The sequence below is a fragment of the Pedococcus sp. 2YAF34 genome (genome assembly GCF_052114585.1).
Taxonomy (GTDB): Bacteria; Actinomycetota; Actinomycetes; order Actinomycetales; family Dermatophilaceae; genus Pedococcus.
Genome location: NZ_JBFRFA010000001.1, coordinates 223,787 through 248,692 on the forward strand (window position 1 = coordinate 223,787; position 24,906 = coordinate 248,692).

The 24,906-nt window shown below is 72.9% G+C and carries 24 protein-coding genes and 1 riboswitch; of the genes, 7 read left to right on the forward strand and 17 right to left on the reverse strand.

Annotation, left to right across the window (positions count from 1 at the left end):
- Positions 1-2 precede the first annotated feature (2 nt).
- Positions 3-869 carry an Fpg/Nei family DNA glycosylase gene (locus tag AB4Z02_RS01090; RefSeq protein WP_441968599.1) on the forward strand — a complete coding sequence of 289 codons (867 nt, stop codon included), beginning with the start codon at positions 3-5 and terminating at the stop codon, positions 867-869.
- A gap of 49 nt (positions 870-918) precedes the next feature.
- Here AB4Z02_RS01090 and AB4Z02_RS01095 read toward each other — a convergent pair whose 3' ends face one another.
- The 5 genes from AB4Z02_RS01095 to rimO all read right to left on the reverse strand — a co-directional run bounded on the left by AB4Z02_RS01095 (position 919) and on the right by rimO (position 4,698).
- Positions 919-1,473 carry a GrpB family protein gene (locus AB4Z02_RS01095; RefSeq protein ID WP_235531524.1) on the reverse strand — a complete coding sequence of 185 codons (555 nt, stop codon included), beginning with the start codon at positions 1,471-1,473 and terminating at the stop codon, positions 919-921.
- Positions 1,474-1,517: 44 nt separating this feature from the next.
- Positions 1,518-1,817: a helix-turn-helix domain-containing protein gene (locus AB4Z02_RS01100; protein ID WP_056884677.1), complete on the reverse strand. Its 300-nt coding sequence runs from the start codon at positions 1,815-1,817 to the stop codon at positions 1,518-1,520.
- 133 nt (positions 1,818-1,950) lie between these two features.
- A complete protein-coding gene (locus AB4Z02_RS01105; RefSeq protein ID WP_441968602.1) occupies positions 1,951-2,553 on the reverse strand; it encodes a CinA family protein in 603 nt (200 codons plus the stop codon).
- Between the two features lie 7 nt (positions 2,554-2,560).
- Positions 2,561-3,223 carry a CDP-diacylglycerol--glycerol-3-phosphate 3-phosphatidyltransferase gene (gene pgsA, locus AB4Z02_RS01110; protein WP_235531525.1) on the reverse strand — a complete coding sequence of 221 codons (663 nt, stop codon included), beginning with the start codon at positions 3,221-3,223 and terminating at the stop codon, positions 2,561-2,563.
- The gene (gene rimO / locus AB4Z02_RS01115) at positions 3,220-4,698 is read right to left on the reverse strand and encodes a 30S ribosomal protein S12 methylthiotransferase RimO (protein WP_441968604.1); all 1,479 of its coding nucleotides are present in this window, start codon (positions 4,696-4,698) and stop codon (positions 3,220-3,222) included. The genes pgsA and rimO overlap by 4 nt, the downstream gene beginning before the upstream one ends.
- A gap of 33 nt (positions 4,699-4,731) precedes the next feature.
- Between rimO and AB4Z02_RS01120 the strand changes: the two genes are divergently transcribed.
- On the forward strand, positions 4,732-5,961 hold the full coding sequence (locus AB4Z02_RS01120) for a dipeptidase (RefSeq protein ID WP_441968606.1): 1,230 nt from the start codon (positions 4,732-4,734) through the stop codon (positions 5,959-5,961).
- 23 nt (positions 5,962-5,984) lie between these two features.
- Here AB4Z02_RS01120 and AB4Z02_RS01125 read toward each other — a convergent pair whose 3' ends face one another.
- Positions 5,985-6,434 carry a MarR family winged helix-turn-helix transcriptional regulator gene (locus AB4Z02_RS01125; RefSeq protein WP_056884680.1) on the reverse strand — a complete coding sequence of 150 codons (450 nt, stop codon included), beginning with the start codon at positions 6,432-6,434 and terminating at the stop codon, positions 5,985-5,987.
- A gap of 58 nt (positions 6,435-6,492) precedes the next feature.
- Here AB4Z02_RS01125 and AB4Z02_RS01130 point away from each other — a divergent pair, with 58 nt between their 5' ends.
- Positions 6,493-7,650: a phosphotransferase gene (locus tag AB4Z02_RS01130; RefSeq protein WP_441968608.1), complete on the forward strand. Its 1,158-nt coding sequence runs from the start codon at positions 6,493-6,495 to the stop codon at positions 7,648-7,650.
- 11 nt (positions 7,651-7,661) lie between these two features.
- Here the strand turns inward: AB4Z02_RS01130 and AB4Z02_RS01135 are convergent, their stop codons facing one another.
- The 7 genes from AB4Z02_RS01135 to kdpF are packed head-to-tail and all read right to left on the reverse strand — an operon-like array spanning position 7,662 to position 16,056.
- The gene (locus AB4Z02_RS01135; protein ID WP_441968610.1) at positions 7,662-8,327 is read right to left on the reverse strand and encodes an ion channel; all 666 of its coding nucleotides are present in this window, start codon (positions 8,325-8,327) and stop codon (positions 7,662-7,664) included.
- Positions 8,328-8,351: 24 nt separating this feature from the next.
- Entirely contained in the window at positions 8,352-9,041 is a 690-nt protein-coding gene (locus tag AB4Z02_RS01140) for a response regulator transcription factor (RefSeq protein ID WP_441968612.1), read from the reverse strand.
- Positions 9,038-11,587, reverse strand: coding sequence for a DUF4118 domain-containing protein (locus AB4Z02_RS01145; protein WP_441968614.1), 2,550 nt, complete (start codon positions 11,585-11,587; stop codon positions 9,038-9,040). Before AB4Z02_RS01145 ends, AB4Z02_RS01140 begins: the two co-directional genes overlap by 4 nt.
- Positions 11,584-12,153, reverse strand: coding sequence for a K(+)-transporting ATPase subunit C (gene kdpC, locus AB4Z02_RS01150; protein ID WP_441968616.1), 570 nt, complete (start codon positions 12,151-12,153; stop codon positions 11,584-11,586). The genes AB4Z02_RS01145 and kdpC overlap by 4 nt, the downstream gene beginning before the upstream one ends.
- A gap of 2 nt (positions 12,154-12,155) precedes the next feature.
- Entirely contained in the window at positions 12,156-14,201 is a 2,046-nt protein-coding gene (kdpB, locus tag AB4Z02_RS01155; RefSeq protein ID WP_441968618.1) for a potassium-transporting ATPase subunit KdpB, read from the reverse strand.
- Positions 14,198-15,847: a potassium-transporting ATPase subunit KdpA gene (gene kdpA, locus AB4Z02_RS01160; RefSeq protein WP_441968620.1), complete on the reverse strand. Its 1,650-nt coding sequence runs from the start codon at positions 15,845-15,847 to the stop codon at positions 14,198-14,200. The genes kdpB and kdpA overlap by 4 nt, the downstream gene beginning before the upstream one ends.
- Complete coding sequence (gene kdpF / locus AB4Z02_RS01165; RefSeq protein WP_441968622.1) at positions 15,847-16,056, reverse strand: K(+)-transporting ATPase subunit F; 210 nt, start codon at positions 16,054-16,056, stop codon at positions 15,847-15,849. Before kdpF ends, kdpA begins: the two co-directional genes overlap by 1 nt.
- Positions 16,057-16,108: 52 nt before the next feature.
- On the opposite strand from kdpF, the gene AB4Z02_RS01170 reads away from it, so the two are divergent.
- The 3 genes from AB4Z02_RS01170 to AB4Z02_RS01180 all read left to right on the forward strand — a co-directional run bounded on the left by AB4Z02_RS01170 (position 16,109) and on the right by AB4Z02_RS01180 (position 18,051).
- The gene (locus AB4Z02_RS01170; protein WP_441968624.1) at positions 16,109-16,870 is read left to right on the forward strand and encodes a DUF4118 domain-containing protein; all 762 of its coding nucleotides are present in this window, start codon (positions 16,109-16,111) and stop codon (positions 16,868-16,870) included.
- An 84-nt stretch (positions 16,871-16,954) separates the two neighbouring features.
- Entirely contained in the window at positions 16,955-17,365 is a 411-nt protein-coding gene (locus tag AB4Z02_RS01175) for a hypothetical protein (RefSeq protein WP_441968626.1), read from the forward strand.
- Positions 17,366-17,370: 5 nt separating this feature from the next.
- The gene (locus AB4Z02_RS01180) at positions 17,371-18,051 is read left to right on the forward strand and encodes a hypothetical protein (RefSeq protein ID WP_441968628.1); all 681 of its coding nucleotides are present in this window, start codon (positions 17,371-17,373) and stop codon (positions 18,049-18,051) included.
- A gap of 15 nt (positions 18,052-18,066) precedes the next feature.
- Here the strand turns inward: AB4Z02_RS01180 and AB4Z02_RS01185 are convergent, their stop codons facing one another.
- Genes AB4Z02_RS01185 through AB4Z02_RS01200 form a run of 4 tightly spaced genes read right to left on the reverse strand, consistent with a single transcriptional unit; the run spans position 18,067 to position 22,942 of the window.
- Positions 18,067-19,380 (reverse strand): multidrug effflux MFS transporter, encoded by a 1,314-nt coding sequence (locus AB4Z02_RS01185; protein WP_441968630.1) that lies wholly within the window; start codon positions 19,378-19,380, stop codon positions 18,067-18,069.
- A gap of 52 nt (positions 19,381-19,432) precedes the next feature.
- Positions 19,433-19,636, reverse strand: coding sequence for a DUF6186 family protein (locus AB4Z02_RS01190; protein ID WP_441968632.1), 204 nt, complete (start codon positions 19,634-19,636; stop codon positions 19,433-19,435).
- Entirely contained in the window at positions 19,633-20,163 is a 531-nt protein-coding gene (locus AB4Z02_RS01195; RefSeq protein WP_056884691.1) for a hypothetical protein, read from the reverse strand. Before AB4Z02_RS01195 ends, AB4Z02_RS01190 begins: the two co-directional genes overlap by 4 nt.
- Before the next feature lie 49 nt (positions 20,164-20,212).
- Entirely contained in the window at positions 20,213-22,942 is a 2,730-nt protein-coding gene (locus tag AB4Z02_RS01200; protein WP_441968634.1) for a DNA translocase FtsK, read from the reverse strand.
- A 336-nt stretch (positions 22,943-23,278) separates the two neighbouring features.
- Positions 23,279-23,391: riboswitch (SAM riboswitch) on the forward strand.
- Positions 23,392-23,432: 41 nt separating this feature from the next.
- Here AB4Z02_RS01200 and AB4Z02_RS01205 point away from each other — a divergent pair.
- Complete coding sequence (locus AB4Z02_RS01205; protein ID WP_441968636.1) at positions 23,433-24,860, forward strand: aminotransferase class V-fold PLP-dependent enzyme; 1,428 nt, start codon at positions 23,433-23,435, stop codon at positions 24,858-24,860.
- The last annotated feature ends 46 nt before the right edge of the window (positions 24,861-24,906 follow it).

A 24,906-nucleotide genomic window follows, 5' to 3' on the forward strand; every position in this document is an offset into this window, starting at 1 on the left:
CCGTGCCTGAGGGCGACACGGTCTGGCGGACCGCGCACCGGCTGCACCAGGCCCTGGCGGGCGAGCGGGTCGAGGTCTGGGACCTGCGCTTCCCCGAGCTCGCCACCACCGACCTGCGCGGAGCCACGACGACCGAGGTCGTGAGCCGGGGGAAGCACATCCTGCACCGCCTCGACGCCGGGATGACCCTGCACTCCCACCTGCGGATGGAGGGGCAGTGGCGCGTCGAGGCACCCGCCGACCTGCCGCGGTGGCTGCGCCGCGCCGACCTGCGAGCTGCAGTCGGCACGACGCGCTGGAGCGCCCTCGGCCTACGCCTCGGGATGCTCGACCTGGTCCCCACCAGCCGTGAGGACGAATTGGTCGGCCACCTCGGCCCTGATGTCCTTGGCCCCGACTGGGACGCGGGGGCCGCGGTCGGCAAACTCGTCGCCTCGCCGACGACGATCGGCGCCGCCCTGCTCGACCAGCGCAACCTCGCTGGTGTCGGCACGCTGTGGGCGTCGGAGTCGCTCTTCATCGAACGGGTGCCGCCGTGGACGCCGGCCGCCGACCTCGCCCCCGAGGTCGTCGAGCGGCTCGTCGCCCGGGCGCACCGGCTCCTCGACACCGCCCGCCACCACGCGGTGCAGTCGAGCACCGGCAACCGTCGCCGCGGCGAGGAGAGCTACGTGCACGCGCGCTCCGGCCGGCCCTGCCGACGGTGCGGCACCGGGATCCGGGTGGCGATGATCGGGCCGCCCGGGCAGGAGCGGACGATGTTCTACTGCCCCGGGTGCCAGGGCGGGCTCGGCCCGACCGACGACGGCCGCCCGCAGCGCCCCATGGGCTCGGCCGGCGGCCGCGCCAACGCCTACCGTCGCGCCTGACGAGCACGCGCAACCTGCACGCCCGTGCGGCCGACTCACGCGCCACGCCTCAGGGCGCGGCCGAGGCCCCCGCCCGCGCGAGGATCTCCTCGACGACTGCGGTCTTGGCCTTGGCGTAGTCCTGCACGTAGCGCCACCGGCGCTGCGCCAGCTCACGCTTGACGGCGGCGTACCGCGCGCGGTCCTCGTCGTGGCTGCGCAGCCAGTCGCGGAACGCGAGCATCCTGTGGATCTCAGCCGCCCCCAGGTCTGGCGACAGCACGTGCAGGTTGACGTCGTGCGGCGCACCGTCGAGGCGACGTCGGTAGAGGACCCGGTGCTCGAGCCAGGCGGGCTCCCGGATGCGCAGGACGAGGCCGACTGCCTCGAGGGCGGGCACGTAGCTCGCCTCGTCGGCGGAGTCGGGCACCTGGAGCAGCATGTCGATGACGGGCTTCGCGGGGAGCCCCGGCACCGAGGTCGACCCCACGTGGTCGACGGCAAGGGCCACGGGCCCGAGCGAACTCACGACCCGGTCGCGCTCCTGCGCGTAGGTACCCGGCCATGTGGGGTCGGGGTCGACGACCACGACGGGGACGGAGTACGGGCGCAACTCGCCCACCACCGCGGCAGGGGGCGGAGGGTCATGCGACACCGGTCGGAGACGGTTCAGGCGGCGGACGCGGAGACCATCGCCGCGGGCGGCAGCGGCAGGGCCACGGGGGCCGTCAGCGCCTCGGTCTCGGCGACACGCTCGGAGACCTGCCCCAGCACCTCGGACAGCGGCAGGCGCAGGGCCCCGCAGATGGAGGACAGCAGCTCCGAGGAGGCTTCCTTCTCGCCGCGCTCGACCTCGCTGAGGTAACCGAGCGACACCGACGCCGCAGCCGAGACCTCGCGCAGGGTGCGTCCCTGGGACTGGCGCTGCTCGCGGAGGACGTCCCCGAGTTCACGTCGAAGCAGGATCAAGGCGCCTCCCTCAGTGGTGCGGTGCGAAGCGTTCGGGGTCCGGACGCTGTGGTGCTGGACGAGTACGTGACCACGGTACCCCGAGCCCCTGACGCCACGCGCGCAGGATTCGGGAAACAGGTGCTCGGGATCGTCAACGACCACCCGAGCCGGAATCTTCCGTCCCAGGGGTCGCACCCGTCCCGGTCTCGGCGACCACGTCGGCCACGACCTCGGTGAGCAGGCCCAGCGCGGCCGCGACCGTCTGCCGGCGGATCTGCTGCCGGTCGCCGAGCAGCACCAGCGGGCGCACCTCGACCTGCTCGTACGACTGTCCCTTGCGGGCCACGGCGACGAAGACCGTGCCGACGGCGTGGCCGTCCTGGGCGTCCGGTCCCGCGACCCCCGTGGTGGCCACCCCGAGGTCGGAGGAGCAGAGCCGGCAGACCCCGACGGCCATCTGGCGGGCGACGTCGGCCTGGACCGCACCGCCCGCGTCGAGCAGCTGGGCGTCCACCCCGAGCACCTGCGCCTTGACGTCGGTCGCGTAGCTGATGACGCCACCGCGCACCACCGCCGACGCCCCGGGTACGTCGGTGAGGGTGGCCGTGACCAGGCCACCGGTCAGCGACTCGGCCGAGGCCACGGTGAGGGACGCGTCGCGCAGCGCGTCGAGGGTGCGCTCGGCCGCGTCGTGCGGCGACTCGGCGGCCGGAGGCTCGACGGGCTCGATGGGCTCGCTGGGCACTGTGGTCATCGGGCCATCATCGACGACGAGCGGCCCGCGCCGCACGCTTGCGCTGCGCGCGCTCGCTGGTCTGCCGCAGGCGGTGGGCCTTCAGGGCGATGTCGAGCCCCGTCACGACGGTCACCAGGACCGCCAGCGCGAGCACCACGTCGGCCACGAGCTGCCAGGCGTGGGCGCCCGGGAAGGTCGTGAGCGGCAGCGTGAACAGCGTCAGCCCCAGGCTCTGCAGCGCGGTCTTCACCTTGCCGCCGCGGCCGGCCGGCATGACGCCGTGGCGGATGACCACGAACCGCATCACGGTGATGCCCCACTCGCGGACCAGCACGACCACGGTGACCCACCACGGCAGCTCACCGAGCACGGCGAGCCCGACGAACGCCATACCCATCAGGGCCTTGTCGGCGATGGGGTCGGCGATCTTGCCGAAGTTGGTGATGAGGCCGCGGGCGCGGGCGATGTCGCCGTCCACGCGGTCGGTGGCCGTCGCGATCACGAACACGGCGGCGGCCCACCAGCGCATGGCCGCGCTGTCGCCGCCCTCGGCGAGCAGCAGCACGCCGTAGACCGGGACGAGGAGGATGCGCGACACGGTCAGGCCGTTGGCGAGGTTCCACGCGCTCGGCGCCGGCGTGGGCACCGGCTGCGTCATGGGGTCGGGCCGCGGCGCCGACTCGCTCATGCGGGCTCCGCCACGAGGTCGATGCCCTCGGTTGCCACCACCGTCGCGCGCACGATGTCGCCGACGGCCACGTGCGGCCAGTCCTCGGGCGCGAGCAGCGTGACGCCGTCGACGTCGGGGCCCTGGTGCTCGGCGCGGCCGACGACCATGAGCTCGTCGTCCTCGGCGTCGCCCGGGACCGACTCGACCAGCACCGACAGCACCTCACCGATGCGCTCCTCGGCGCGCTGGAGGTTGAGCTGCTCGATGAGGGCGGTGAAGCGCTCGACCCGCTCGGCAACGACGTGCTCGGGGAGCTTGTCGCCGTAGGTCTCGGCCTCGGTGCCGTCCTCGTCGGAGTAGCCGAACACGCCGGTGACGTCGAGGCGCGCAGCGACGAGGAACGCCTCGAGCTCGGCGAGGTCGTCCTCGGTCTCGCCGGGGAAGCCGACGATGACGTTGCTGCGGATCCCGGCCAGCGGCACCCTCGCGCGCACCTGCTCGAGCAGGCCGAGGAAGGCCTCACGGCCACCGAACCGCCGCATGGAGCGCAGCAGCGGCGCCGAGGCGTGCTGGAACGAGATGTCGAAGTACGGGACGACGCCCGGCACCGAGGCCATGGCGTCGAGCAGGTCGGGGCGGATCTCGGCGGGCTGCAGGTAGGACACGCGCACGCGCTCGATGCCGGGCACCGCGGTGAGCTCGGGAAGCAGCTTCTCGAGGAGGCCGATGTCGCCGAGGTCCTTGCCGTAGGACGTGGAGTTCTCGCTGACGAGGAACAGCTCCTTGACGCCCCGCTCCCCCAGCCAGCGCGCCTCGGCGACGATGTCGTGCGGGCGGCGTGAGACGAAGGCCCCGCGGAACATGGGGATGGCGCAGAACGCGCACCGGCGGTCGCAGCCGCTGGCGATCTTGAGCGGCGCCCACGGACGGCCGTCGAGCCGGGCGCGGATGACGCGCGGCCCTGAGGCCGGGACCGGGCCCTCGATGGTCACGTCGACAGGCTCGCTGGACACCTCACCGTGACCGGGGAGCGCGACACCGGCGCTGCCCTCCTGGCGCTGGACCGGCGACAGGGGAAGGAGGCGGCGGCGGTCGCCGGGGGTGTGCGGTGCCGGGGCGTGGCCGTCGAGGACCGCGCGCAGGTGGGACGACATGTCTGCGTAGGAGTCGAACCCGAGCACGGCGTCGGCCTCGGGGAGCTCGGCGGCGAGCTGCTCGCCGTACCGCTCGGCCAGGCAGCCCACGGCGACGACCTTCTGCGTCTTCGACTGCCCCTTGCGCGAGGAGGCCTCGAGCAGCACGTCGATGGAGTCCTTCTTGGCCTGCTCGACGAACCCGCAGGTGTTGACGACGGCGACGTCGGCCTCGTCGGCGTCGTCGACGAGCAGCCACCCCTCGGCGGCCAGTCGGCCGGCCAGCTCCTCGGAGTCGACCTCGTTGCGGGTGCACCCCAAGGTCACCAGGGCCACACTGCGCTGCACGGTCGAGCTCATGCCCACCACTCTACGGGTGGGTAGCGTGGCGCCATGACCACCACGAGCGGCACGCCGAAGACGACCTCCGACCGCGTGGCAGCGCTGCTGGCGCGCCAGCCCGTCCTCGACGGGCACAACGACCTGCTGTGGGAGGCGCGGCAGCTGGTGGGCTACGACTTCGACCGCCTCGACGTCGGCGCCGGGGGCACCCCGACCCACACCGACCTGCCCCGGCTGCGCCGCGGCGGCGTCGGCGCCCAGTTCTGGTCGGTCTTCGTCCCGGCCTCGCTGGCCGGCGACGACGCGGTCAGCGCGACGCTCGAGCAGGTGGATGCGGGGCACCAGCTCGTGGCGCGGTATGCCGACGAGCTCGCGTTCGCGCGGACGGCCCGGGACGTGCGGGCCGCGTGGGAGTCGGGACGGATCGCCTCGCTGCTCGGCGCCGAGGGCGGTCACTCGATCAACAACTCGCTCGCGACGCTCCGGATGCTGCGGGTCCTCGGCGTCGGCTACATGACACTTACCCACAACAGCAACGTCGACTGGGCCGACTCGGCCACCGACGAGCCGGTCCTCGGCGGGCTCAGTGCGTTCGGGGTCGAGGTGGTCCGCGAGATGAACCGGATCGGCATGCTCGTCGACCTCTCGCACGTCTCCCCCGACACCATGCGCGACGCCCTGCGTGTGGCGGAGGTGCCGGCCATCTTCAGCCACTCTTCGGCCAGGGCGGTCTGCGACAGCCCGCGCAACGCGCCCGACGACGTGCTGGAGTCCCTGCGCGACAACCACGGCGTCTGCATGGTCACCTTCGTCCCGACCTTCGTGAACCCGGCGGCCGCCGCCTGGCGCCAGGAGCTCAACACCGTCGCCGCCGAGCGGGGCATCACGCCGGCCGATGCCGACGCGTACTCGGCCTTCTACGACACCTACAAGGCCGAGCACCCGACCCCGAAGGCGACCCTGGACGACGTCGTGGCCCACATCGAGCACGTCCGCGAGGTCGCAGGCGTGGACCACGTCGGGCTCGGCGGCGACTACGACGGTGTCGCCGAGCTGCCCGAGGGGCTGGAGGACGTCACCGGCTACCCGCGGCTCCTGACGGCCCTGGCCGACCGCGGCTGGTCCGACGACGACCTGGCCAAGCTCACCAGCGGCAACATCCTGCGGGTCATGCAGGACGCCGAGGACGGGGCGCACGCCCTGCAGGAACAGCGCGGCCCCAGCCTCGCGACCATCGCCGAGCTCGACGGCGCCGACGCGTCGGCGCCGGCCCTGCCCTGAAGCACGGACCCGGACCCGGCCGGTCAGCCGGTACGGCGCGCGTCGTCCTCGGCCAGCTCACGCAGTACCGCGCGGAACGTGGCGTAGCGCCGCGGTCCCACGGCCCCCGCCCAGGCACGCTCGGTCTCGGCCACCCGCTGCTCGAACCGTTCGAGTGTCCGTCGACCCTGGGGCGTGAGCGTCACGAGGCGCACCCGGCCGTCGCGGGGGTCCTTGCCGTCGCCGACCAGGCCGAGCTCGACCATGCCGGTGACGAGCTGTCCGCAGCCCTGCTTGGTCATGCCGAGCCGCTCGGAGAGGTCGGTGATCGCGATGCCCTCGTCGGGGACCTGACCCAGCACCCGGAGGTGCGAGCTCCGTAACGGATGCCCCCAGTCCTCGTGCGCGACGAGGGCGCGGAAGTGCCCGAGGACCCCACCCATGAGCTCGAGGACGTGCGCATCTGCACCGTCCTGCCCCTTGACCCTGGTCATAAAGGCAGTTTACCTTTTTCTAGGTGGGAAAGTTGCTTTACCGGTTGGGGTGGTGACCATGGACGGACGGTCCGAGCTCGGTCCCGTGCACGTCCCCGACTCGGAGCTGGCGTCCATCGTGGCCCGGTGGTTGGGCGTCTGCCGCGAGGAGGTGTCGATCCTGGGGTCGCGGTGGGACGTGGTCGACTACGACCTGCAGGCCATCACGACTGCCGGGCGCTACTGGGTCTCCGGCACTGCCCACACCCCCGAGGGCACCCTGCCGTTCCGGTTCTTCGTCAAGCACGTCCAGTGCTGGTCGAGGTCCCCGCTCTTCGCCGCGGTGCCACCGGAGTTCAAGGAGCTCGCGGCGGCGAGCGTCCCGTGGCGCACCGAACCGCTGGTCTACCGCAGCGACCTCGTCGACCGCCTCCCGGACGGGCTCACCATGCCGGGCGTGGTGGCCGTGCGCGACCTCGACGAGCTGTCTGCGTCGGTCTGGCTGGAGGCGGTGACGACCCGGGACGCCCCGTGGACGGTGGACGAGTTCGCGCATGCGGCCCACCTGTTGGGGCGGTTGGCAGCCAGCGAGCGGGTGCGCCCACTGGCCTGCGTCGGTGAGGGGGACCGGAGGCGAACGGTGCGCGACTACGTGAACGGGCGGCTCACCGTGCAGGTGGTGCCCATGCTCCGCGACGACCGCCTGTGGGCGCACCCGGTCCTGCGGGCGACGTTCGGGGAGGAGCTCCGCACCCGCCTCCTGGCGCAGGTGGAGGCGGTCGACGCCTACGTCACGGAGCTCGAGTCGGTCCCCGTCGGGACGGCCCACGGCGACGCGTGCCCCAACAACCTGCTGCGTACGACGGACTCCTCGGACGTGGTCCTCATCGACTTCGGCTTCTGGAGCAGCCAGCCGCTCGGGTTCGACCTGGGGCAGCTGTTGCTCGGCGACGTCCAGATCGGCCGCCGGCCCGCCAGCAGCCTGGCCGAGGTCGAGGCGGTCATCGTGCCGGCGTACGTCCGTGGCCTGCACGAGGAGGGCGCGACGGTCAGTGAGGCAACCATCCGCAGGGCGCACGCGCTCCACATGCTGATCTTCAACGCGCTGTCGTCCATGCCCTTCGAGCTGCTCGACCACGAGCCCACGCCCGAGGTGCTCGCCCGCGCCCGTGAACGGGCCGCCATCGCGACCTTTCTGCTCGACCTCGTCGCAGCCACCGAGCCGGCTCAGCTCTGAGCCTGTCCCTGCTAGCCGTTGCGCCAGCGGGTGATGGTGAGGCCGACGACGCGGGCGATGATGAGCGCGACGTACATGACGCCGGCCACCTGCTCGACGATGACCACCGACCGGGCGTGCGGCAGGACCGCGGTGACGTCGGACAGCCCCACGCTGGTCAAGTTGGCGAAGGACAGGTAGAGCAGCTCGAGGAACGTCCGGTGCCCCTCCCCCTGGTAGGCGATGAACGACCCCGGGTAGACGACCTGCAGCGCCATGAACAGGTAGGCGAACATCCACGAGACGACGGTGAAGTTGGCCCCCACGGCGAAGATCTCGTCGCGGGTCACCCACGAGTCGTCGAACAGGTAGCGGATGAGGCCGTACCCGGTGTAGCCGTAGAACGCGGCGTGCAGGACCGCCGACCAGAACACCACCTGCTGGTTCGTGGGGAGGAACCCCTCGGCGATGGTGAGGCCGATGACCGGGATCCCCAGCACCACGGCCACCCAGGTCAGCGCGGGCGTGGCGCGCACGGCGTACACGGCGACAGCCAGCACGAGCACCCCGAACAGGCCGATGAGCGTGCGTCCGAGCGGGGTGTCCCCGGCGAAGGGGTAGGCGAGCACCTCGAGCAGCTGGGCCACCAGGAGGACCCCGCTCGGGTGGCCCTTGACGGCGTTGAACCAGCGGCGCATGGCGAACACCCTAGGTGGGCCTGGTCAGCCCTGCGCTGCGACCAGCCGGTAGCCCTGTCCCGGTTCGGTGAGCAGGTGGCGTGGTCGGGTGGGGTCCGGCTCGAGCTTGCGGCGCAGCTGGTTGGCGTAGACGCGCAGGTAGTTGGACTCCCGCCCGTAGCCCGGGCCCCACACCTCCCGCAGCAGGTCCCGCTGCGACACGAGGTGCCCCGGCTGGCGGGCGAGGACCTCGAGCAGGCTCCACTCGGTGGGGGTGAGCCGCACCTCGGACCCGGCCACGACGGCCCGGCGCTCGGCGAAGTCGAGGGTGAAGTGGTCGGTGGCGAACGCCGGCACCGTCGAGGGGGCGCCCGTGACGCCCCGTCGCAGCGCGACCCGCATGCGGGCGAGCAGCTCGTCCATGGCGAACGGCTTCGTGACGTAGTCGTCCGCGCCGAGGTCGAGCGCCTCGACCTTGTCGATGGAGTCGGTGCGGGCGGAGAGCACGATGACCGGGAGGTCGAAGGACTGCCGCAGCCGCCGCAGGACCTCGACCCCGTCGAGGTCGGGCAGCCCGAGGTCGAGGACGACGAGGTCGATCGACCCGTCGTGCAGCGCCTGCAGGGCGCTGCGCCCGTCGCCGGCCGTCTCGACGGTGTAGTCGCGGGCCCGGAGGTTGATGGCGAGGGTCCGCAGGAGGTGGGGTTCGTCGTCGACCACCAGGACCGTGCTCACGTCGCCATCCTGTCAGGCACCGTGGGCGCGTCCGTGCCGTGCGGTCCCCCGTCGGCCGCCTCGTGGCGCGCCAGGTCGAGGACGACGGTCAGGCCACCGCCGGGGGTGTCCTCGGCGGCGATGGTGCCCCCGAGCGCCTCGACGAGACCACGGGCGACGGCGAGACCGAGCCCGACCCCGGTGCCGCGCGGGGCGTCGCCGAACCGCTGGAACGGCGCGAAGATCGCCTCCTTGGCCCCCTCCGGCACCCCGACACCGCGGTCGACGACCCGCACCTGCACGCGGTCGGCCGTCGCCGACGCGGCCACCACCACCTCCCCGCCAGAGTGCCGGAGGGCGTTCTCGAGCACGTTGGCGAGGACACGGTCGAGCAGCCCGGGGTCCGCGGAGGCGGGCGGGAGGCCCGCGTCCATCGAGAGCCGTACGCGGCCTCCTCCCGGCAGCAGCGCAGCGGCCGCGGTCACGGCCTCGTCGAGGTGCACCGCAGCCAGGCGCGGCACGACGGCCCCGCTCTGCAGCCGTGACATGTCGAGCAGGTTGGTCACGAGCACGGTGAGGCGGTCGGTCGACTCCTCGATGGTCTCGAGCAGGTCGGCCCGGTCCTCCTCGCCGAAGACCACGTCCGGCTGGCGCAGGCTCGAGGCCGCGGCCTTGATGCTCGCCAGCGGCGTGCGCAGGTCGTGCGACACGGCCGCGAGCAGGGCCGTCCGCGCGCGGTTGTCCTTGGCCAGCGCCCGACCTGCGTCGGCGAGCCGGACCAGCTCCTCGCGGCGCAGGATGGCGCCCACCCGCACCGCGAACGCCGACACCAGCCGCCGGTCCTGGGCCGAGACCACCCGACCGACGAGGACGAGTGAGGTCGTGTCGTCGACCGGGGCGCGCACGGACGCGTCCCGCACCGCCGCGACGTCGAACCCGCTGGTGGCGGCGAGCACCTGCCACGGGTCACGCACCGTCGGACGGCGCACCACCGCGGCGGAGTCCACTCCGAAGAACTCCACCACCTGGCGCAGGACCGCCGGCAGCTGGTCGCGCTCCCCCAGCAGCGACTCCGCCGAGGCCGCGAGCGCCGCAGCCTCGCGCTGGGCCTCGCGGGCGGCAGCGGCCCGGCGCTCACTGAGGTGCACCACGGACGAGACGGCGACGGCGACGAGCAGGAATACCGCGAGCGCGACGAGGTTCTCGGGGTCGGAGATCGTCAACGTGTGGACCGGCGGGGTGAAGAACCAGTTGATGGTGGTGCTGCCCAGGACCGCGGCGGCGACAGCCGGCCAGACACCACCGACCAGGGCCGTCCCCACGGTGAGCAACAGGTACAGCAGCACCTCGAGGGGCAGGTCGTGCCAGGCCGGGGTGACGTGCAGGACAGCCGTGAGCACCGCGGTCCCCACGACGGCCAGAGCCCAGCCGAGCGCCGTACGGCGGCGGCCCAGCTCCGGCCCGAACCGCCACGGCGCCCGGACCGACCGGGTGAGCTCGTGGGTGACCAGGTGCACATCGATCTCGCCGGAGCCCTCGACGACCTTCTGCCCGACGCCGGGCGAGAGCACCTCCTGCCAGCGCCTGCGCCGCGACGCGCCGATGACGATCTGCCGGGCGTTGACACCGCGGGCGAAGACGAGCAGCGCGGTGGCGATGTCGTCGCCCTTGACGGTGTGGAACGTCCCCCCGAGCTCGGCCGTCAGCCGCCGGAGCTCCTCGAGCTGCTCGAGCCGCGCGTCGACGAGGCCGTCGGGCGGGGTGACGTAGACGGCGACCAGCTCGCCGCCGGCGCCCCGTGCGGCGATCTGGGCGGCCCGGCGCAGCAGCGTCCGGCCCTCGGCGTCGCCGGTGAGCGCGACGACCACCCGCTCGCGGGTCGGCCACGGCTCGGTGATGCCTCGGTCGGTGCGGTAACGGTCGAGCCCCTCCTCGACCCGGTCGGCGAGCCACAGCAGCGACAGCTCGCGCAGGGCGGTGAGGTTGCCCTCGCGGAAGTAGTTGGCCAGCGCCGCGTCGACCCGCTCTGCGGCGTAGACGTTGCCGTGGGCGAGGCGCCGCCGCAGCGCCTGCGGCGACATGTCGACGAGCTCGATCTGGTCGGCCCGTCGGACGACGTCGTCCGGCACGGTTTCCTGCTGCCGGACCCCCGTGATCGACTCCACGACGTCGTTGAGCGACTCCAGGTGCTGGATGTTGACCGTCGAGATGACGTCGATCCCTGCGGCCAGGATCTCCTCGACGTCCTCCCAACGCTTGGTGTGCGGGCTCCCGGGCACGTTGGTGTGAGCCAGCTCGTCGACGAGGACCACCTGCGGGCGGCGGGCGACGACTGCGGGGACGTCGAGCTCGGTGAGGGTGGAGCCACGGTGCTCGACCGTGCGCCGGGGCACCTGCTCGAGCCCCTCGGCGAGCGCAGCCGTGTGGGCCCGCCCGTGGCTCTCGACCACCCCGATGACAACGTCGGTCCCGCGGTCGCGGCGTCGGTGCCCCTCGGAGAGCATGGCGACGGTCTTCCCGACGCCTGGTGCGGCGCCGAGGTAGACCCGCAGCACTCCCCTGCTCACCTGCTGATTCTCTCCAACGCCAGGTTGAGCTCCAGCACGTTGACCCGCGGCTCGCCGAGGAAGCCCAGGGTCCGCCCCTGGATGTGCTCCTCCACGAGGCGTGCGACGACGGCGTCCGGGAGTCCGCGGGCAGCTGCCACCCGGGGCACCTGTGCTCGCGCGTTGGCGGGCGAGATGTGCGGGTCGAGCCCGCTGGCGGACGCCGTGAGGGCGTCCGCAGGCGCCTGCGTCCCGTATGCCGCGCGGTAGGCCACCGCCCGCTCCCGCACCGCCTTCACCTGGTCGGCAGAGGAGGAGTACAGGTTCGTCCCGCCGCTCACGTCGCCGGCGTACTCGCTCGCCGACGGGCGTCCCTGGAAGTGGCGGTCGTCCGTGAAGTTCTGGCCAAGCAGGCTGGACCCGACGACGACACCGCCCCGCTCCACGCGCGAGCCGTCCGCCTGGTGCGAGAGGCCGAGCCGGCCAACCCCCCAGATGGCGGCGGGGTACAGCACGCCCAGGAGCACGGTGAGCACCACGAACATCCGCAGGGCGGCGAGGAGCTGGCGGGTGTTTGACGACGACATGTTCAGCTCAATCCGGGGAGAAGGGAGACGACGAGGTCGATGGCCTTGATGCCGACGAAGGGCACCACGATGCCGCCGAGGCCGTAGACCAGCAGGTTGCGGTTCAGCAGGCTGCTCGCGCTGCTCGGTCGGTAGCCCACCCCGCGCAGGGCCAGGGGGATCAGCGCGAGGATGATGAGGGCGTTGAAGATGACCGCGGACAGGATGGCGGACTCCGGCGAGGCCAGACCCATGACGTTGAGGGCGTCGAGCCCGGGGAACAGGACGACGAACATCGCGGGGATGATCGCGAAGTACTTCGCGATGTCGTTGGCGATCGAGAACGTCGTGAGCGCGCCCCGGGTGATGAGCAGCTGCTTGCCGATCTCGACGATCTCGATCAGCTTGGTCGGGTCCGAGTCGAGGTCGACCATGTTGCCGGCCTCCTTCGCTGCCGACGTACCGGTGTTCATGGCCACGCCGACGTCGGCCTGGGCGAGCGCGGGCGCGTCGTTCGTGCCGTCGCCGGTCATCGCGACCAGCCGCCCACCCTCCTGCTCGGCCCTGATGAGGCGCATCTTCTCCTCGGGGGTGGCCTCGGCCAGGAAGTCGTCCACACCGGCCTCCCGGGCGATGGCCTCGGCGGTGAGGGGGTTGTCGCCGGTGATCATCACCGTGCGGATGCCCATCCGACGCATGTGCTCGAAGCGCTTGCGCATGCCCGGCTTCACGATGTCCTTGAGGTGCACGATGCCGAGGACGCGCGCGGGACGGCCGTCCTCCTGCTCCGCCACGACGAGCGGTGTGCCGCCCGAGGCGCCGATCCGGTCGGCGAGGGTGGTGACGCGTTCGTCGACCGTCCCGCCCGTCTCGCGCACCCATGCGGCCACTGCCGAGCCGGCGCCCTTGCGGACCCGGGAGCCGTCCGGGAGGTCCACCCCCGACATCCGGGTCGTCGCGCTGAACTCGACGAACGTCGCCCCCTGGAGGGCGAGCGCCTCCGCGGTCTGCGAGCCGTCGACGCCGTATGCCCTGTGTGCCAGCTCCACGATCGAGCGACCCTCCGGGGTCGAGTCGGCCAGCGAGGACAGGTGCGCCGCCTCGGGCAGGGCACGGCCGTCGCACTCGTCGAGGCCGAGGAACTCGCTGGCCTGGCGGTTCCCGAGCGTGATCGTGCCGGTCTTGTCGAGCAGCAGGGTCGACACGTCGCCGGCGGCCTCGACGGCGCGGCCCGACATCGCCAGGACGTTGCGCTGCACGAGGCGGTCCATGCCGGCGATGCCGATCGCGGACAGCAGCGCGCCGATGGTGGTGGGGATGAGGCAGACGAGCAGGGCGACCAGGACGATCACCGACTGCGAGCGACCCGAGTAGACGGCCAGTGGCTGCAGGGCCATGACGGTCACGAGGAAGATGATCGTCAGTGTGGTGAGCAGGATCGTCAGGGCGATCTCGTTGGGGGTCTTCTGCCGCTGCGCCCCCTCGACGAGCGCGATCATCCGGTCGATGAAGCTCTCGCCCGGCTTTGTGGTGATCCGCACGACGATGCGGTCGGAGAGGACCGTGGTGCCGCCGGTGACGGCGCTGCGGTCGCCACCGGACTCCCGGATCACCGGTGCCGACTCCCCGGTGATCGCCGACTCGTCGACCGTGGCCACGCCCTCGACGACGTCGCCGTCGCCGGGAACGACCTGTCCGGCCTCGACGACCACGGTGTCGCCGATCCGGAGCCCGGAGCCGGGAACCTGCTCCTCGGTGCCGTCCTCCCGCAGGCGCCGTGACATGGTCTCCTTCTTGGTGGCCCGCAGCGAGGCTGCCTGGGCCTTGCCCCGCCCCTCCGCGACGGCCTCGGCGGCGTTGGCGAAGAGCACGGTCGCCCAGAGCCAGACCGCCACCGACCAGCTGAAGACGCTGGAGTCCTTGACGGCCAGGCCGGTCGTGAGGACCGAACCGACCCAGACCACGAAGATGACCGGCGAGTGCCAGACGTGGCGCGGGTCGAGCTTGAGGAGCGCCTGCGGGACGACCTCCCTGAGGGAGTGCCCGCCGGTGATCGTGTGCTTGGTCATGAAAGAGCCTCCGCGATGGGCCCGAGGGCAAGAGCAGGGAAGAAGGTCAGCCCGGCGACGATGAGGGCGACACCCGTCAGGAGCCCCACGAACAGCGGGGTGTGGGTCGGCATGGTGCCGGCCGTCGCGGGGCGCGGGTGCTGCTCGACGAGCAGGCCCGCGAGCCGCAGCACGAGCAGCATCGGCACGAACCGGCCGAGGAACATGCAGGCGGCGAGGGTCAGGTTGTACCAGGGGGTGTCGGCGGTGAGGCCGGCGAACGCACTGCCGTTGTTGTTGCTGCCCGAGGCGTACGCGTACATCACCTCGGTGAGGCCGTGGGGACCAGAGGCGAGCATCGTCGACCTGGGCCCGTCCAGCACCAGCGACAGGCCGGTGAAGACCAGCACGAGGATGGGCATCACGAGGATGTAGAGGGCTGCGCACGTGACCTCTCGGCGACCGATGGTCTTGCCGAGGAACTCCGGTGTGCGGCCGACCATGAGACCGGCGATGAAGACGGCGAGGATGGCCACGATGAGGATCCCGTAGAGCCCGGACCCGACGCCTCCGGGCGAGATCTCGCCCAGCACCATGGTGGTGAGCACGGTTCCCCCGCCGAGTGGGCTGTAGCTCTCGTGCATCGAGTTGACCGCACCGGTGGACGTCCCGGTGGTGGAGGCGGCGAAGAGCGTGGAGGCCCAGAGGCCGAACCGCTGCTCCTTGCCCTCCATGGCGCCGCCGAGCCCACCCGAGGCGGCGACCTCGGAGGCGGTCGTGGCCGCGACACCTGCGGCCCAGAGGACGCCCGCGAACCCGAGCAGGGCCCAGCCCTGGCGCCGGTCGCCGACCAGGATGCCGTAGGTCCGGGTGAGCGCGAACGGGATGAGCAGGAGGAGGAAGATCTCGAGCAGGTTGGTCACGGCGTTCGGGTTCTCGAACGGGTGCGCGGAGTTGGCGTTGAAGTAGCCGCCTCCGTTGGTGCCCAGCTCCTTGATCGCCTCCTGTGACGCGACCAGGCCGCCCCGGATCACCTGGTCGCCACCGGCGAGCGCCTTCACGGTCTCCGGTGCGCTGAGGTTCTGCACGACGCCGCCCACGAGCAGCACGACGCCGGCGACGGCGGCGATCGGGAGCAGGATGCGCACGCAGCCGCGGACCAGGTCGACCCAGAAGTTGCCGATGTCGCGAGCCGAACGACGCGCCGCGGCGCGGATGAGGGCCACGGCGACGGCCATGCCCACCGCAGCCGAGACGAAGTTCTGGACGGTCAGCCCGACCGTCTGCACGATCGGCGTGGCTCCCACCTCACCGGCATACGACTGCCAGTTGGTGTTGGTGACGAACGAGACCGCGGTGTTGAGGGCGGTGGTGGCACCCATCCCCTGCGAGCCCTGCGTGAGGGGCAGTCGCAGCTGCACGAGGATGAGCCCGAAGAGCAGGAGGATGCTCACCACCGAGAAGGCCACCACGCTGACCGCGTAGGTCCGCCACCCCTGCTCGGAGTCCGGGTCGACCCGGACGAGCCGGTAGAGGACCCGCTCGACGCGCCAGTGGCGCGTGTCGCTGTAGACATGGGCCATCCAGGCGCCGAGCGGGTGGTAGCACACGGCGAGGAGCGCGAGGAGCAGTCCGATGGTCAGCAGGCCACTGACGGTCCCGGACATCAGAAGCGCTCCGGTCGGACGAGCGCGTACACGAGGTACACGAGCAGGGCGATGCCGGCGACTGCGGCGATGATGTTCTCGATCACGGCTCCAGTGAAGGACAGGCGGACGGCCCGGTGGCTCCCCTTGACGTCGTGGTGACGGGCGTTGACGCGTTCTTGACGGCGTTGCCCGAGGCGGCGGCGCCGCAGGGCGGCCCACAGCGTCAACAAGGCATCAAGTCCCTTGACCTGCAGCGGGATCGGTGGGCGTCATGGAGTCGTGAAGCTCGAGGAGATCCTGGAAGCGCGACGTGGTGCCGTGACCGCGGTGGCCTTGGTCGTCCCGTTCCTGGCGTGCGGGGTGCTCGCCGCAGCCGGCCGCCCGCTGCCCGACGCCAGCGCCGTCGTCGCCCTTACCCTGCTCATCGTCGCCGCCTCCGCGACCGGGCTGCGACCCGCAGGTCTCGCGGCCTCCGTCTCCAGCGCGGTCGGCTTCGACTACTTCCTCACCAAGCCCTACGAGAGCCTGACCATCCACGACTCCGAGGACGTCCAGGTGGCCGTCCTGCTGCTGCTCGTCGGGTTCGCCGTCAACGAGCTCGCGCTGTGGGGACAGCGCCAGCGCGCCGAGCTCGGCCGCGCCCGTGGGTACCTCGACGGCGTGATGGCGACAGCCGAGTCGGTGGCGACCCCCGGAGGCGAGCCCCAGCGCGTGATCGCCGCGGTCGCGGCCCGCCTCCGGGACGTGCTCCGCCTCGACTCGTGCGAGTACCACGCGTCGACCCACCTGCCCGGGGGCCCCGTGCTGGGGCGGGACGGCTCGGTGACCCGGTCCGGGCTCACCCTCGATGTCGACCGCAGCGGGCTGCCCATCGACCAGGTCATCCTCCTGCCGGTGTACGTGGGCGGTCGGCAGCGCGGCTACTTCACCCTCACCGCCGCCTCGCGCGTCTCCCGCCCCAGCGTGCAGCAGCGCCGGGTCGCGGTCCTGCTCGCCGACCAGCTGTCGGCCCTGCTCGACACCAGCACCCAGGAGCACTGAGCCGCTCGGAGATCCACTCTTCCGGCCCCGCGGGCGGGGCGACCCCCCTACCCTCGTCCGCAGGACCAGCGACCAGGGGGAGACATGGGGACACCGACGCACGCAGGGACGCAGGAGCCGGGTGACGTGCCGGGGACGCCGTCCGAGCCAAGCCCGTTCGGCCCGCCCTCGCCGCTCGAGCCGCTCGCCGTGGCGATGGAGCTGGGACGGCCGGTGAGCCGTGGGTTCGCGCTCGTGCTCGTCGCGGTGGTCCTGGCCGCGCTCGGCTGGGTCGACCACCGTCAGTCCGTCCGGCTGGAGGCCGTCGAGGCGTCCGCCGGCGTCTCGTCGACCGCCCCTCTGACTCCCGACCCGGAGACCTGCTACCTCCTGGGCGTCATCGCCGCCGCCCAGGGCAGGGCCGACCTCGTCACCCGCCTGGCGGCGTCGACCGGCAGCGACTGCCAGGTGTATGCCGCCCGTGGCTCGCGCGGGCAGGACCTCGAGGGCAACTGAGACCCGTGCCGAGGGTTCCGCGGGTCGTGGTCCTGCTCGAGGGCCGCAGCGACGTCGCCGCCGTACGGGCCCTCCTCGCCCTCGACGCGCCTTCGTGCGTCGGGTCTCTCGCGGAAGGCCACGTCGGGAACGGCCGCGTCGGGGACGGCCGCGCCCACGACGTGCAGCTCGTGGACATGGGCGGCGTCACCAACGTGCGCCACCACCTCGTCCGACTCGTGGCAGACGCGTCCGACGGCGCCGGGCCGCGGGTCCTCGGCCTCGGTGACGCCGCCGAGGCACCGTTCCTGTCCCGCGCCCTGGCAGCGGTCGGTCACGCGGTGGGCACGCGGGCCGACATGGCCGCGCTCGGCTTCCACGTCTGCGACCGGGACCTCGAGGACGAGCTGGTGCGCGCGCTCGGCACGGCCCGGGTGCAGGAGGTGCTGGCCGGGCTCGGCCTCCTGGACCGCTTCCTGGCGTTCCGGCGGCAGCCCGCGTGGGACGGCCGGCCGGTGCACGACCAGCTGCGGCGGTTCGCGGGAACCACCTCGGGGCGCAAGCTCGTCGTGGCACAGGCGCTCGCCTCAGCCCTGACGCCCTCCCAGGTCCCGGCCCCGCTGGCCGCCCTCGTGGGCCACATCCGGGCCGGCCTCGCCGAGCCCCCTGCCGGGCCGCCGGTGCGACCGTTCGCCGGGACCGGCTGAGGGCGACGCGGACCGTCAGGCCGGGGTGAGCCTTCCGCGCAGCGTCAGGGTCGCGACGACGAGGGCCAGGGAGGCGGTGAGCGCCATGACCAGCGTCATCGGGACGGCCGAGTCGGAGCCCATCGCGCCGATGAGGGGCGCAGCCGCGCCGCCGATGACGAACTGGGCGGCGCCGAGGAGCGCTGCGGCGGTGCCTGCCGCCTCGCCGTGACGCGTCAGTGCCAGGGCCGGGGTGTTGGGCAGGGTCAGGCCGCACGCGAGGAGGATGAACCACAGCGGCGCCAGCACCATGGGCAGTCCACCGAACCCGGTGGCGGCGGAGGTGACCATGAGCAGGGCCGCCACGGCGCCGATGGTGACGCCGGCGCGGACGAGCAGCTGGGGCTCGAACCGCCGCAGCAGGAACGGGTTGACCTGCGAACCGGTCAGGAAGCCGAGCGAGTTGAGCCCGAACACCAGGCCGAACTGCGCGACGCTCAGGCCGTAGATGTCCTGGAGCACGAACGACGAGCCGCCGATGTAGGAGAACAGCGTCGCGAACATCAGGCCGCTGATCAGCACCAGCCCGACGAAGGTGCGGTCGCGCAGCAGGGAGCCGTAGGTCGCCACGACCGGGCGGAACGCCAGCCTGCGACGGCGGTGCGCCGGCAGGGTCTCGCGCAGGGCGAACGACGCCAGCGTCACCATCATGGTTCCGGCCACGGCGAGCAGGACGAACACCCCGCGCCACGAGGTCACCTGCAGGATGGCTCCGCCGAGGGTCGGCGCCAGCACCGGGGCCAGGCCCATCACGAGCATCAGGCGCGACAGCATGGTGGCCGCGGCCGACCCGGCGAACTGGTCCCGCACCATGGCCATCGAGACCACGGCGACGGCGGCATTGCCCAGGCCCTGCAGGACGCGACCGACGGTCAGCAGCTCGATCGACGGCGCGAAGGCGCAGAACACCGAGGCCGCGATGTGCAGCGCCAGTCCGGCGATGAGGGGGCGGCGGCGGCCCACGGCGTCGGCGAGCGGCCCGACGAGCAGCTGCCCGAGCCCCATACCGAGCAGGATGCCGGTGAGGGTGAGCTGGACGGCCGACTCGGACGCCCCGAGGTCGCGCGTGATCGAGGGCAGCGCGGGCAGGTAGGTGTCGATCGTCAGGGGCCCGATGGCGATGAGGGCCCCGAGCACCAGGACGAAGCGCAGGTAGGCCCGACCGGTCGGCGCCGTCTCCGGGGCAGGGACGGTCGGGGTGCGGACATCGACGGCAGCGGCGTCGACGGGCACGCCGTCCGGCGTCGGGACGAGGGTGTCGGGGGCTGCGATCTCGGGGGCTGCGGTCACAGGGTTCGCAACGACGGGACGTGCGCCATCCATTCCGGCGGGGGCGCCGGTCTCACGCCGCGAGCAGGAAGTGCCACCCCAGCCACCACCACACGAGCAGCAGGAGCAGCTGGCCCGCCCGGGTGCGCGCGGCCTCCCGCACGACCTCCGACACCCGCGGCACGACGTCGGGACGACGCTGCGCGACCGCTGCCAGGACCACGAGGCAGGCGAGCAGCGCGACGTTGGCCGTGGCGGTCAGGGCCCGGGCCGTCACCGCCGGCTCCCCCGCTCCGCGAGGGCCCGCAGGAGGACCCACCCGGCCAGGGCCCAGCAGACCGCCACGACCACCCGGATGGGCCGTCCCTCGAGCAGGGGGTCGACCAGGGTGCTCAACGTCGGGTGGTCGGGGTTGTCGGTCTGCGCGTCCGGCTGGGAGAGGAGGTCGGCGAGCTCGAGCAGGCAGCCGGCCAGCAGTGGGACGGTCCAGACCCAGGCGCGTGCGGTGGGCAGCCGCGGCACGGGCGCGCCCTCCCCCGCCCGCAGCACCACCACGAGGCCCACCAAGCCGACCACGGCGAGCGTCAGCTGGACGGCGACTGACGCCCGCGGCTGCACGGCAACGACCAGCCCCACGACCGAGGCCGCCACCGGTCCGGCCCACCTCCCGGACAGCCACCGGGGCGGCGTCCGTGGCGGCAGGTCGCGCCGTAGCACCACGAGCATGAGGACGGCGGTGCCGAGGAAGACCGCCACGTCGACGGCGTTGGCGCGGGCGACGTGGACGACGGCCGCGCCCAGCACGCTCCCCAGCGCCGGTCCGGGCCGTGCCCGCCGACGCCCCGGCGGAGACTCAGTCCCGGCCAGTGAGCTCCCAGGCGTCGGCCGGCTCCTCGACCTCTTCGCGGCCGGCGTACTGCGCCGCCACGGGGTCGTTCGCGTAGCGCGCGTCGGGCGCGTAGCCGGGGGCGTAGGTCCCCACCGGCACCGCGTCGGTCCGCTCGACGTCGCCAGCCGCGCCCTGCAGGTCGGGAGCCGCCTGGCCGTCGAAGACCGGCTCGGGGTCGGGCACCTCGTCGCCGCGCATGAGCGCGAGCGTCGTGGCCAGGTCGTCGGGCTTGACGAGCACGTCGCGGGCCTTGGAGCCCTCCGACGGCCCGACCACACCGCGCGACTCGAGCAGGTCCATGAGGCGGCCGGCCTTGGCGAACCCGACGCGCAGCTTGCGCTGCAGCATCGACGTCGACCCGAACTGCGTCGTCACGACGAGCTCGGTCGCCTGCAGCAGCAGGTCGAGGTCGTCGCCGATGTCGTCGTCCACCTGCTTCTTGGCCGCGACGACGGTGACGTCCTCGCGGTAGCTGGGCTTGAGCTGGTCGGTGACGTGCTTGACGACGTCCTGGATCTCGGACTCGGTGACCCAGGCGCCCTGGACGCGCATCGGCTTGCTGGAGCCCATGGGCAGGAACAGCGCGTCGCCCTGGCCGATGAGCTTCTCCGCGCCGGGCTGGTCGAGGACGACCCGGCTGTCGGCGAGCGAGGACGTCGCGAACGCCATGCGCGACGGCACGTTGGCCTTGATGAGGCCGGTGACGACGTCGACGGACGGGCGCTGGGTCGCCAGGACGAGGTGGATGCCGGCGGCGCGCGCCAGCTGGGTGATGCGGACGATCGACTCCTCGACGTCGCGCGGGGCGACCATCATGAGGTCGGCGAGCTCGTCGACGATGACCAGCAGGTACGGGTAGGGGTGGATGACGCGCTCGCTGCCGGGCAGCGGCTTCACCTTGCCGGCCTTGACCGCCTTGTTGAAGTCGTCGACGTGCTTGAACCCGAACTGGGCGAGGTCGTCGTAGCGCGTGTCCATCTCCCGCACGACCCACTGCAGGGCCTCGGCGGCCTTCTTGGGGTTCGTGATGATCGGGGTGATGAGGTGCGGGATCCCCTCGTACGCCGTGAGCTCCACGCGCTTGGGGTCGACCAGGACCATGCGGACCTCGTCGGGCGTCGAGCGCATGAGGATCGAGGTGATCATCGAGTTGACGAAGCTCGACTTGCCGGCGCCCGTCGCACCCGCGACGAGCAGGTGGGGCATCTTCGCGAGGTTGGCGATGACGTAGCCGCCCTCGACGTCCTTGCCGACGCCCATGACCATCGGGTGCTCGTTCCCGCGGGCCGCCTGGCTGCGCAGGACGTCGCCGAGGCTGACCTTCTCGCGGTCGGTGTTGGGGATCTCGATGCCGATGGCCGACTTGCCCGGGATGGGCGACAGGATGCGGACGTCGGCCGAGGCGACGGCGTACGCGATGTTCTTGGACAGGGCGGTGACGCGCTCGACCTTGATGCCGGGGCCGAGCTCCACCTCGTAGCGGGTGACCGTCGGGCCGCGGCTGAAGCCGGTCACCTGCGCGTCGATGTCGAACTGGTCGAGCACCTGGGTGAGGGCCTCGACGACACGGTCGTTGGCCGCGCTGCGCGACTTGTGGGGCGAGCCCGGCTCGAGCAGGGCGTTGTCCGGCAGGGTGTAGGTGATGTCGCCGGCGAGGGCGAGCTGCTCGACCCGCTGCGGCAGCGGGGTCGTCGGCGGCGCCTCGAGGGTGGCCTTCTCGACCACGGGCGGGCGGGTCGGCGCGGCCGCAGCGGCGGCCCCCGCGGCACCGGGCGCGAGGACGCCGGGAGCGGTGGGTCGCTTCTCGCCGGGGCGCAGGCCCTTGCCGTCCGGGACGACCACGGCGGCCTTCTCGAAGGCCTCGTCGCCGTCGAGGGGCCCCTCGGGCTCGATCACGCGGCGACGGCGGCGCGGCTTGTCCTCGACGACCTCGACCGGCTCGGGCTCGACGGCCGCGCGGTGCAGCAGGTGGTCGCGCAGCTCGGCGAGGCGCTCGGGGATCATGTGCACCGGCGTGGCCGTCATGACCAGGAGGCCGAAGAAGCCGAGCATGAGCAGGATCGGGACCGTGCCGTACACGGAGACCGCCGCCTCGAGCGGGCTGGAGGCGAGGAAGCCGATGATGCCGCCGGCCTCGCGCATGCCGTCGGCGCCCTGCGGTGGGGTAGGGATCCCCTGTGACACGTGGGCCAGGCCACAGGCGGCGAAGGCGAGCGCACCGAGGCCGATGCCGATGCGCGACGTCGCGCCGTCGTCCTGGGGCGCCCGCAGCAGGCGCAGGCCGAGGAAGAGCAGGGCCAGCGGCACGGCGTAGGCGACGCGGCCGAAGGTGCCGGCCACGACCGCGTGGACGACGTCGCCGAGCGCACCCTCGAAGGCCCACCACTCGCGGGCGGCGACGAGGATGGCGAGGCCGAGGAGGGTGAAGCCGAGGCCGTCGCGACGGTGCTCCGGCTCGAGGTCGCGGGCGCTGCTGCCGACCCGGCGGACGGCGCCGCCTGCGACGTGCGCCATCCCCATCCACGTCCCCCGGACCGCGCGCAGCGGTAGGGGCAGGCCGCCGCCGCTGGCCTTGCCCCGCGCGGGCTGCTTGCGTGGCGCAGGGGAACGGCGGTTGGCAGGGCGCGTGGTGGTGCCCTTGCGCGCCTGCCCGGCCGAGGAGGAGCGCGTCGAGGTGGACGGACGTGTGGCCATGGTCCGCAGGCTACGCGACGGCCACACCGGACACACGCGTCACACGCGTCGCACTGCGCCCAATCTGTCCCTCCGACCGCGGGCCGCCCCTCCCCCGAACGGGTGAGGCCGGTGCATCACTTCGGACACGGACGGGGCTCACCCCTGTCGCCATACGGCGTGCCGGTGCCACTCTGGGCGGGCGTCTGGCGGGGCCTGCGCCGACGACCACGGATCCTCCGGGACACCGTCCGGGCGTCGGCGCAGGCGCACCAGCCAGCCGCACGTCTCAGATGACGGGAAGGTCGGTCCACCTGCTGGAGCCGCCCCGAGCCGGCCGCTACCGTCGTCGACCAAGGTCATGAGTGTCAGCGCACAGCCCCGGCTTGCTGACCAGCAACCCTCCACCGCGGTGGGGTGCTCCGGGTGACGACCGGGCCGCCTGCAGGAGCAGGTGGCAAGCGCGGACCCGAGCCCAGCCCGGGTCCACCGGACCCAGGAGCTGACCTCCGTGTCGATAGCCAGCACCCCGCCCACCACTCCCGAGGCCTCCCGGGCGGCGACGCGCCGTACCGCTCCCCTGGCCCACGCCCGCGAGCACCTGCGCGCAGTCCCGCCCCTGCCCGTGCGCTCCCTCAGCGCCTCAGCACTGCCCGCCGTCGTGTCCGGCGGGCTGCCCGTCCCGACCCTGGACGGCCCGACCGACTACGCCAACTTCGACCACGCCGCCTCGACCCCGGCGCTGGTCAGCGTGAAGGCCGCCGTCGACACGGCGCTGCGGACCTACTCCTCGGTGCACCGCGGCAAGGGCTACGCCTCCGCGGTGACGAGCGGCTGGTACGAGCAGGCCCGCGCGGAGGTGGCGGCCTTCGTCGGGGCGCGCGAGGGGGACGAGGTCGTCTTCACCCGCAACAGCACCGACTCGTTCACCCTGCTGTCCCGCTCGCTCCCCCGCGACACCTCGGTGTTCGTCTTCGAGTCCGAGCACCACGCGGCACTGCTGCCGTGGAAGGCCCGCCAGACGGTCCGGATCCCCGTGCCCGGCAGCGCCGCCGACGCGGTCGTCCTGCTCCGGGAGGCCCTGCGGACCCGCCAGGGCCGCAACCGTCTCGTCGTCCTGACGGGCGCGTCCAACGTGACCGGCGAGGTCTGGCCGATCCGCGAGCTGGCGGCGGTCGCGCGGCGCGCTGGTGCCCGCGTCGTCCTCGACGCCGCGCAGTACGCCCCCCACCGCCGCATCGACCTCGGCGAGCTCGGCGTCGACTACGTCGTCCTGTCGGGGCACAAGCTCTACGCGCCCTTCGGGGCAGGCGTCCTCGCCGGTCGCGCCGACTGGCTCGACGCCGCGGCCCCCTACCTGCCCGGCGGCGGTGCCACCAAGGCGGTCACCGAGCACGGGGTGCAGTGGCACACGGGCTCGGCGCGGCACGAGGGCGGCAGCCCCAACGTCATCGGGGCCATCGCGCTGGCCGCCGCCTGCCACGCTCTGCGCGAGCACGGCGAAGCCGTCGAGGCGCACGAGCAGCTCCTGGGCAAGGCCCTGCTCGACGGCCTGCGCGACATCGACGGCGTGCAGACCTACTCGCTGTTCGGTGACGGCCACGAGCGGGTCGCGGTCGCGACGTTCACGGTCGACGGGGTCGACTCCTCGCTCGTGTCCGCGGTCCTGTCGGCCGAGCACGGGATCGGCGTGCGCGACGGCAAGTTCTGCGCGCACCTGTGCGTGGACACGCTCCTCGACGACCCGTACGCCGAGGGCCCCGACACCGCCGTGCGAGCCAGCATCGGCCTGGCCACGACCGCCGCCCACGTCCAGCGGCTGCTCGCCGCGGTCGCCGACCTCGCTGCCCACGGGCCGCGGCACGAGTACGTGCACACGGGCGAGGGCTGGGTGCCGGTCGACGACACCCGCGACCTCGCCCCCGCCCGCCCCTGGTAGGGGCGGGCGACCGGGCCGGTCGGGCCGGCCCGCGCGGACTAGGGCC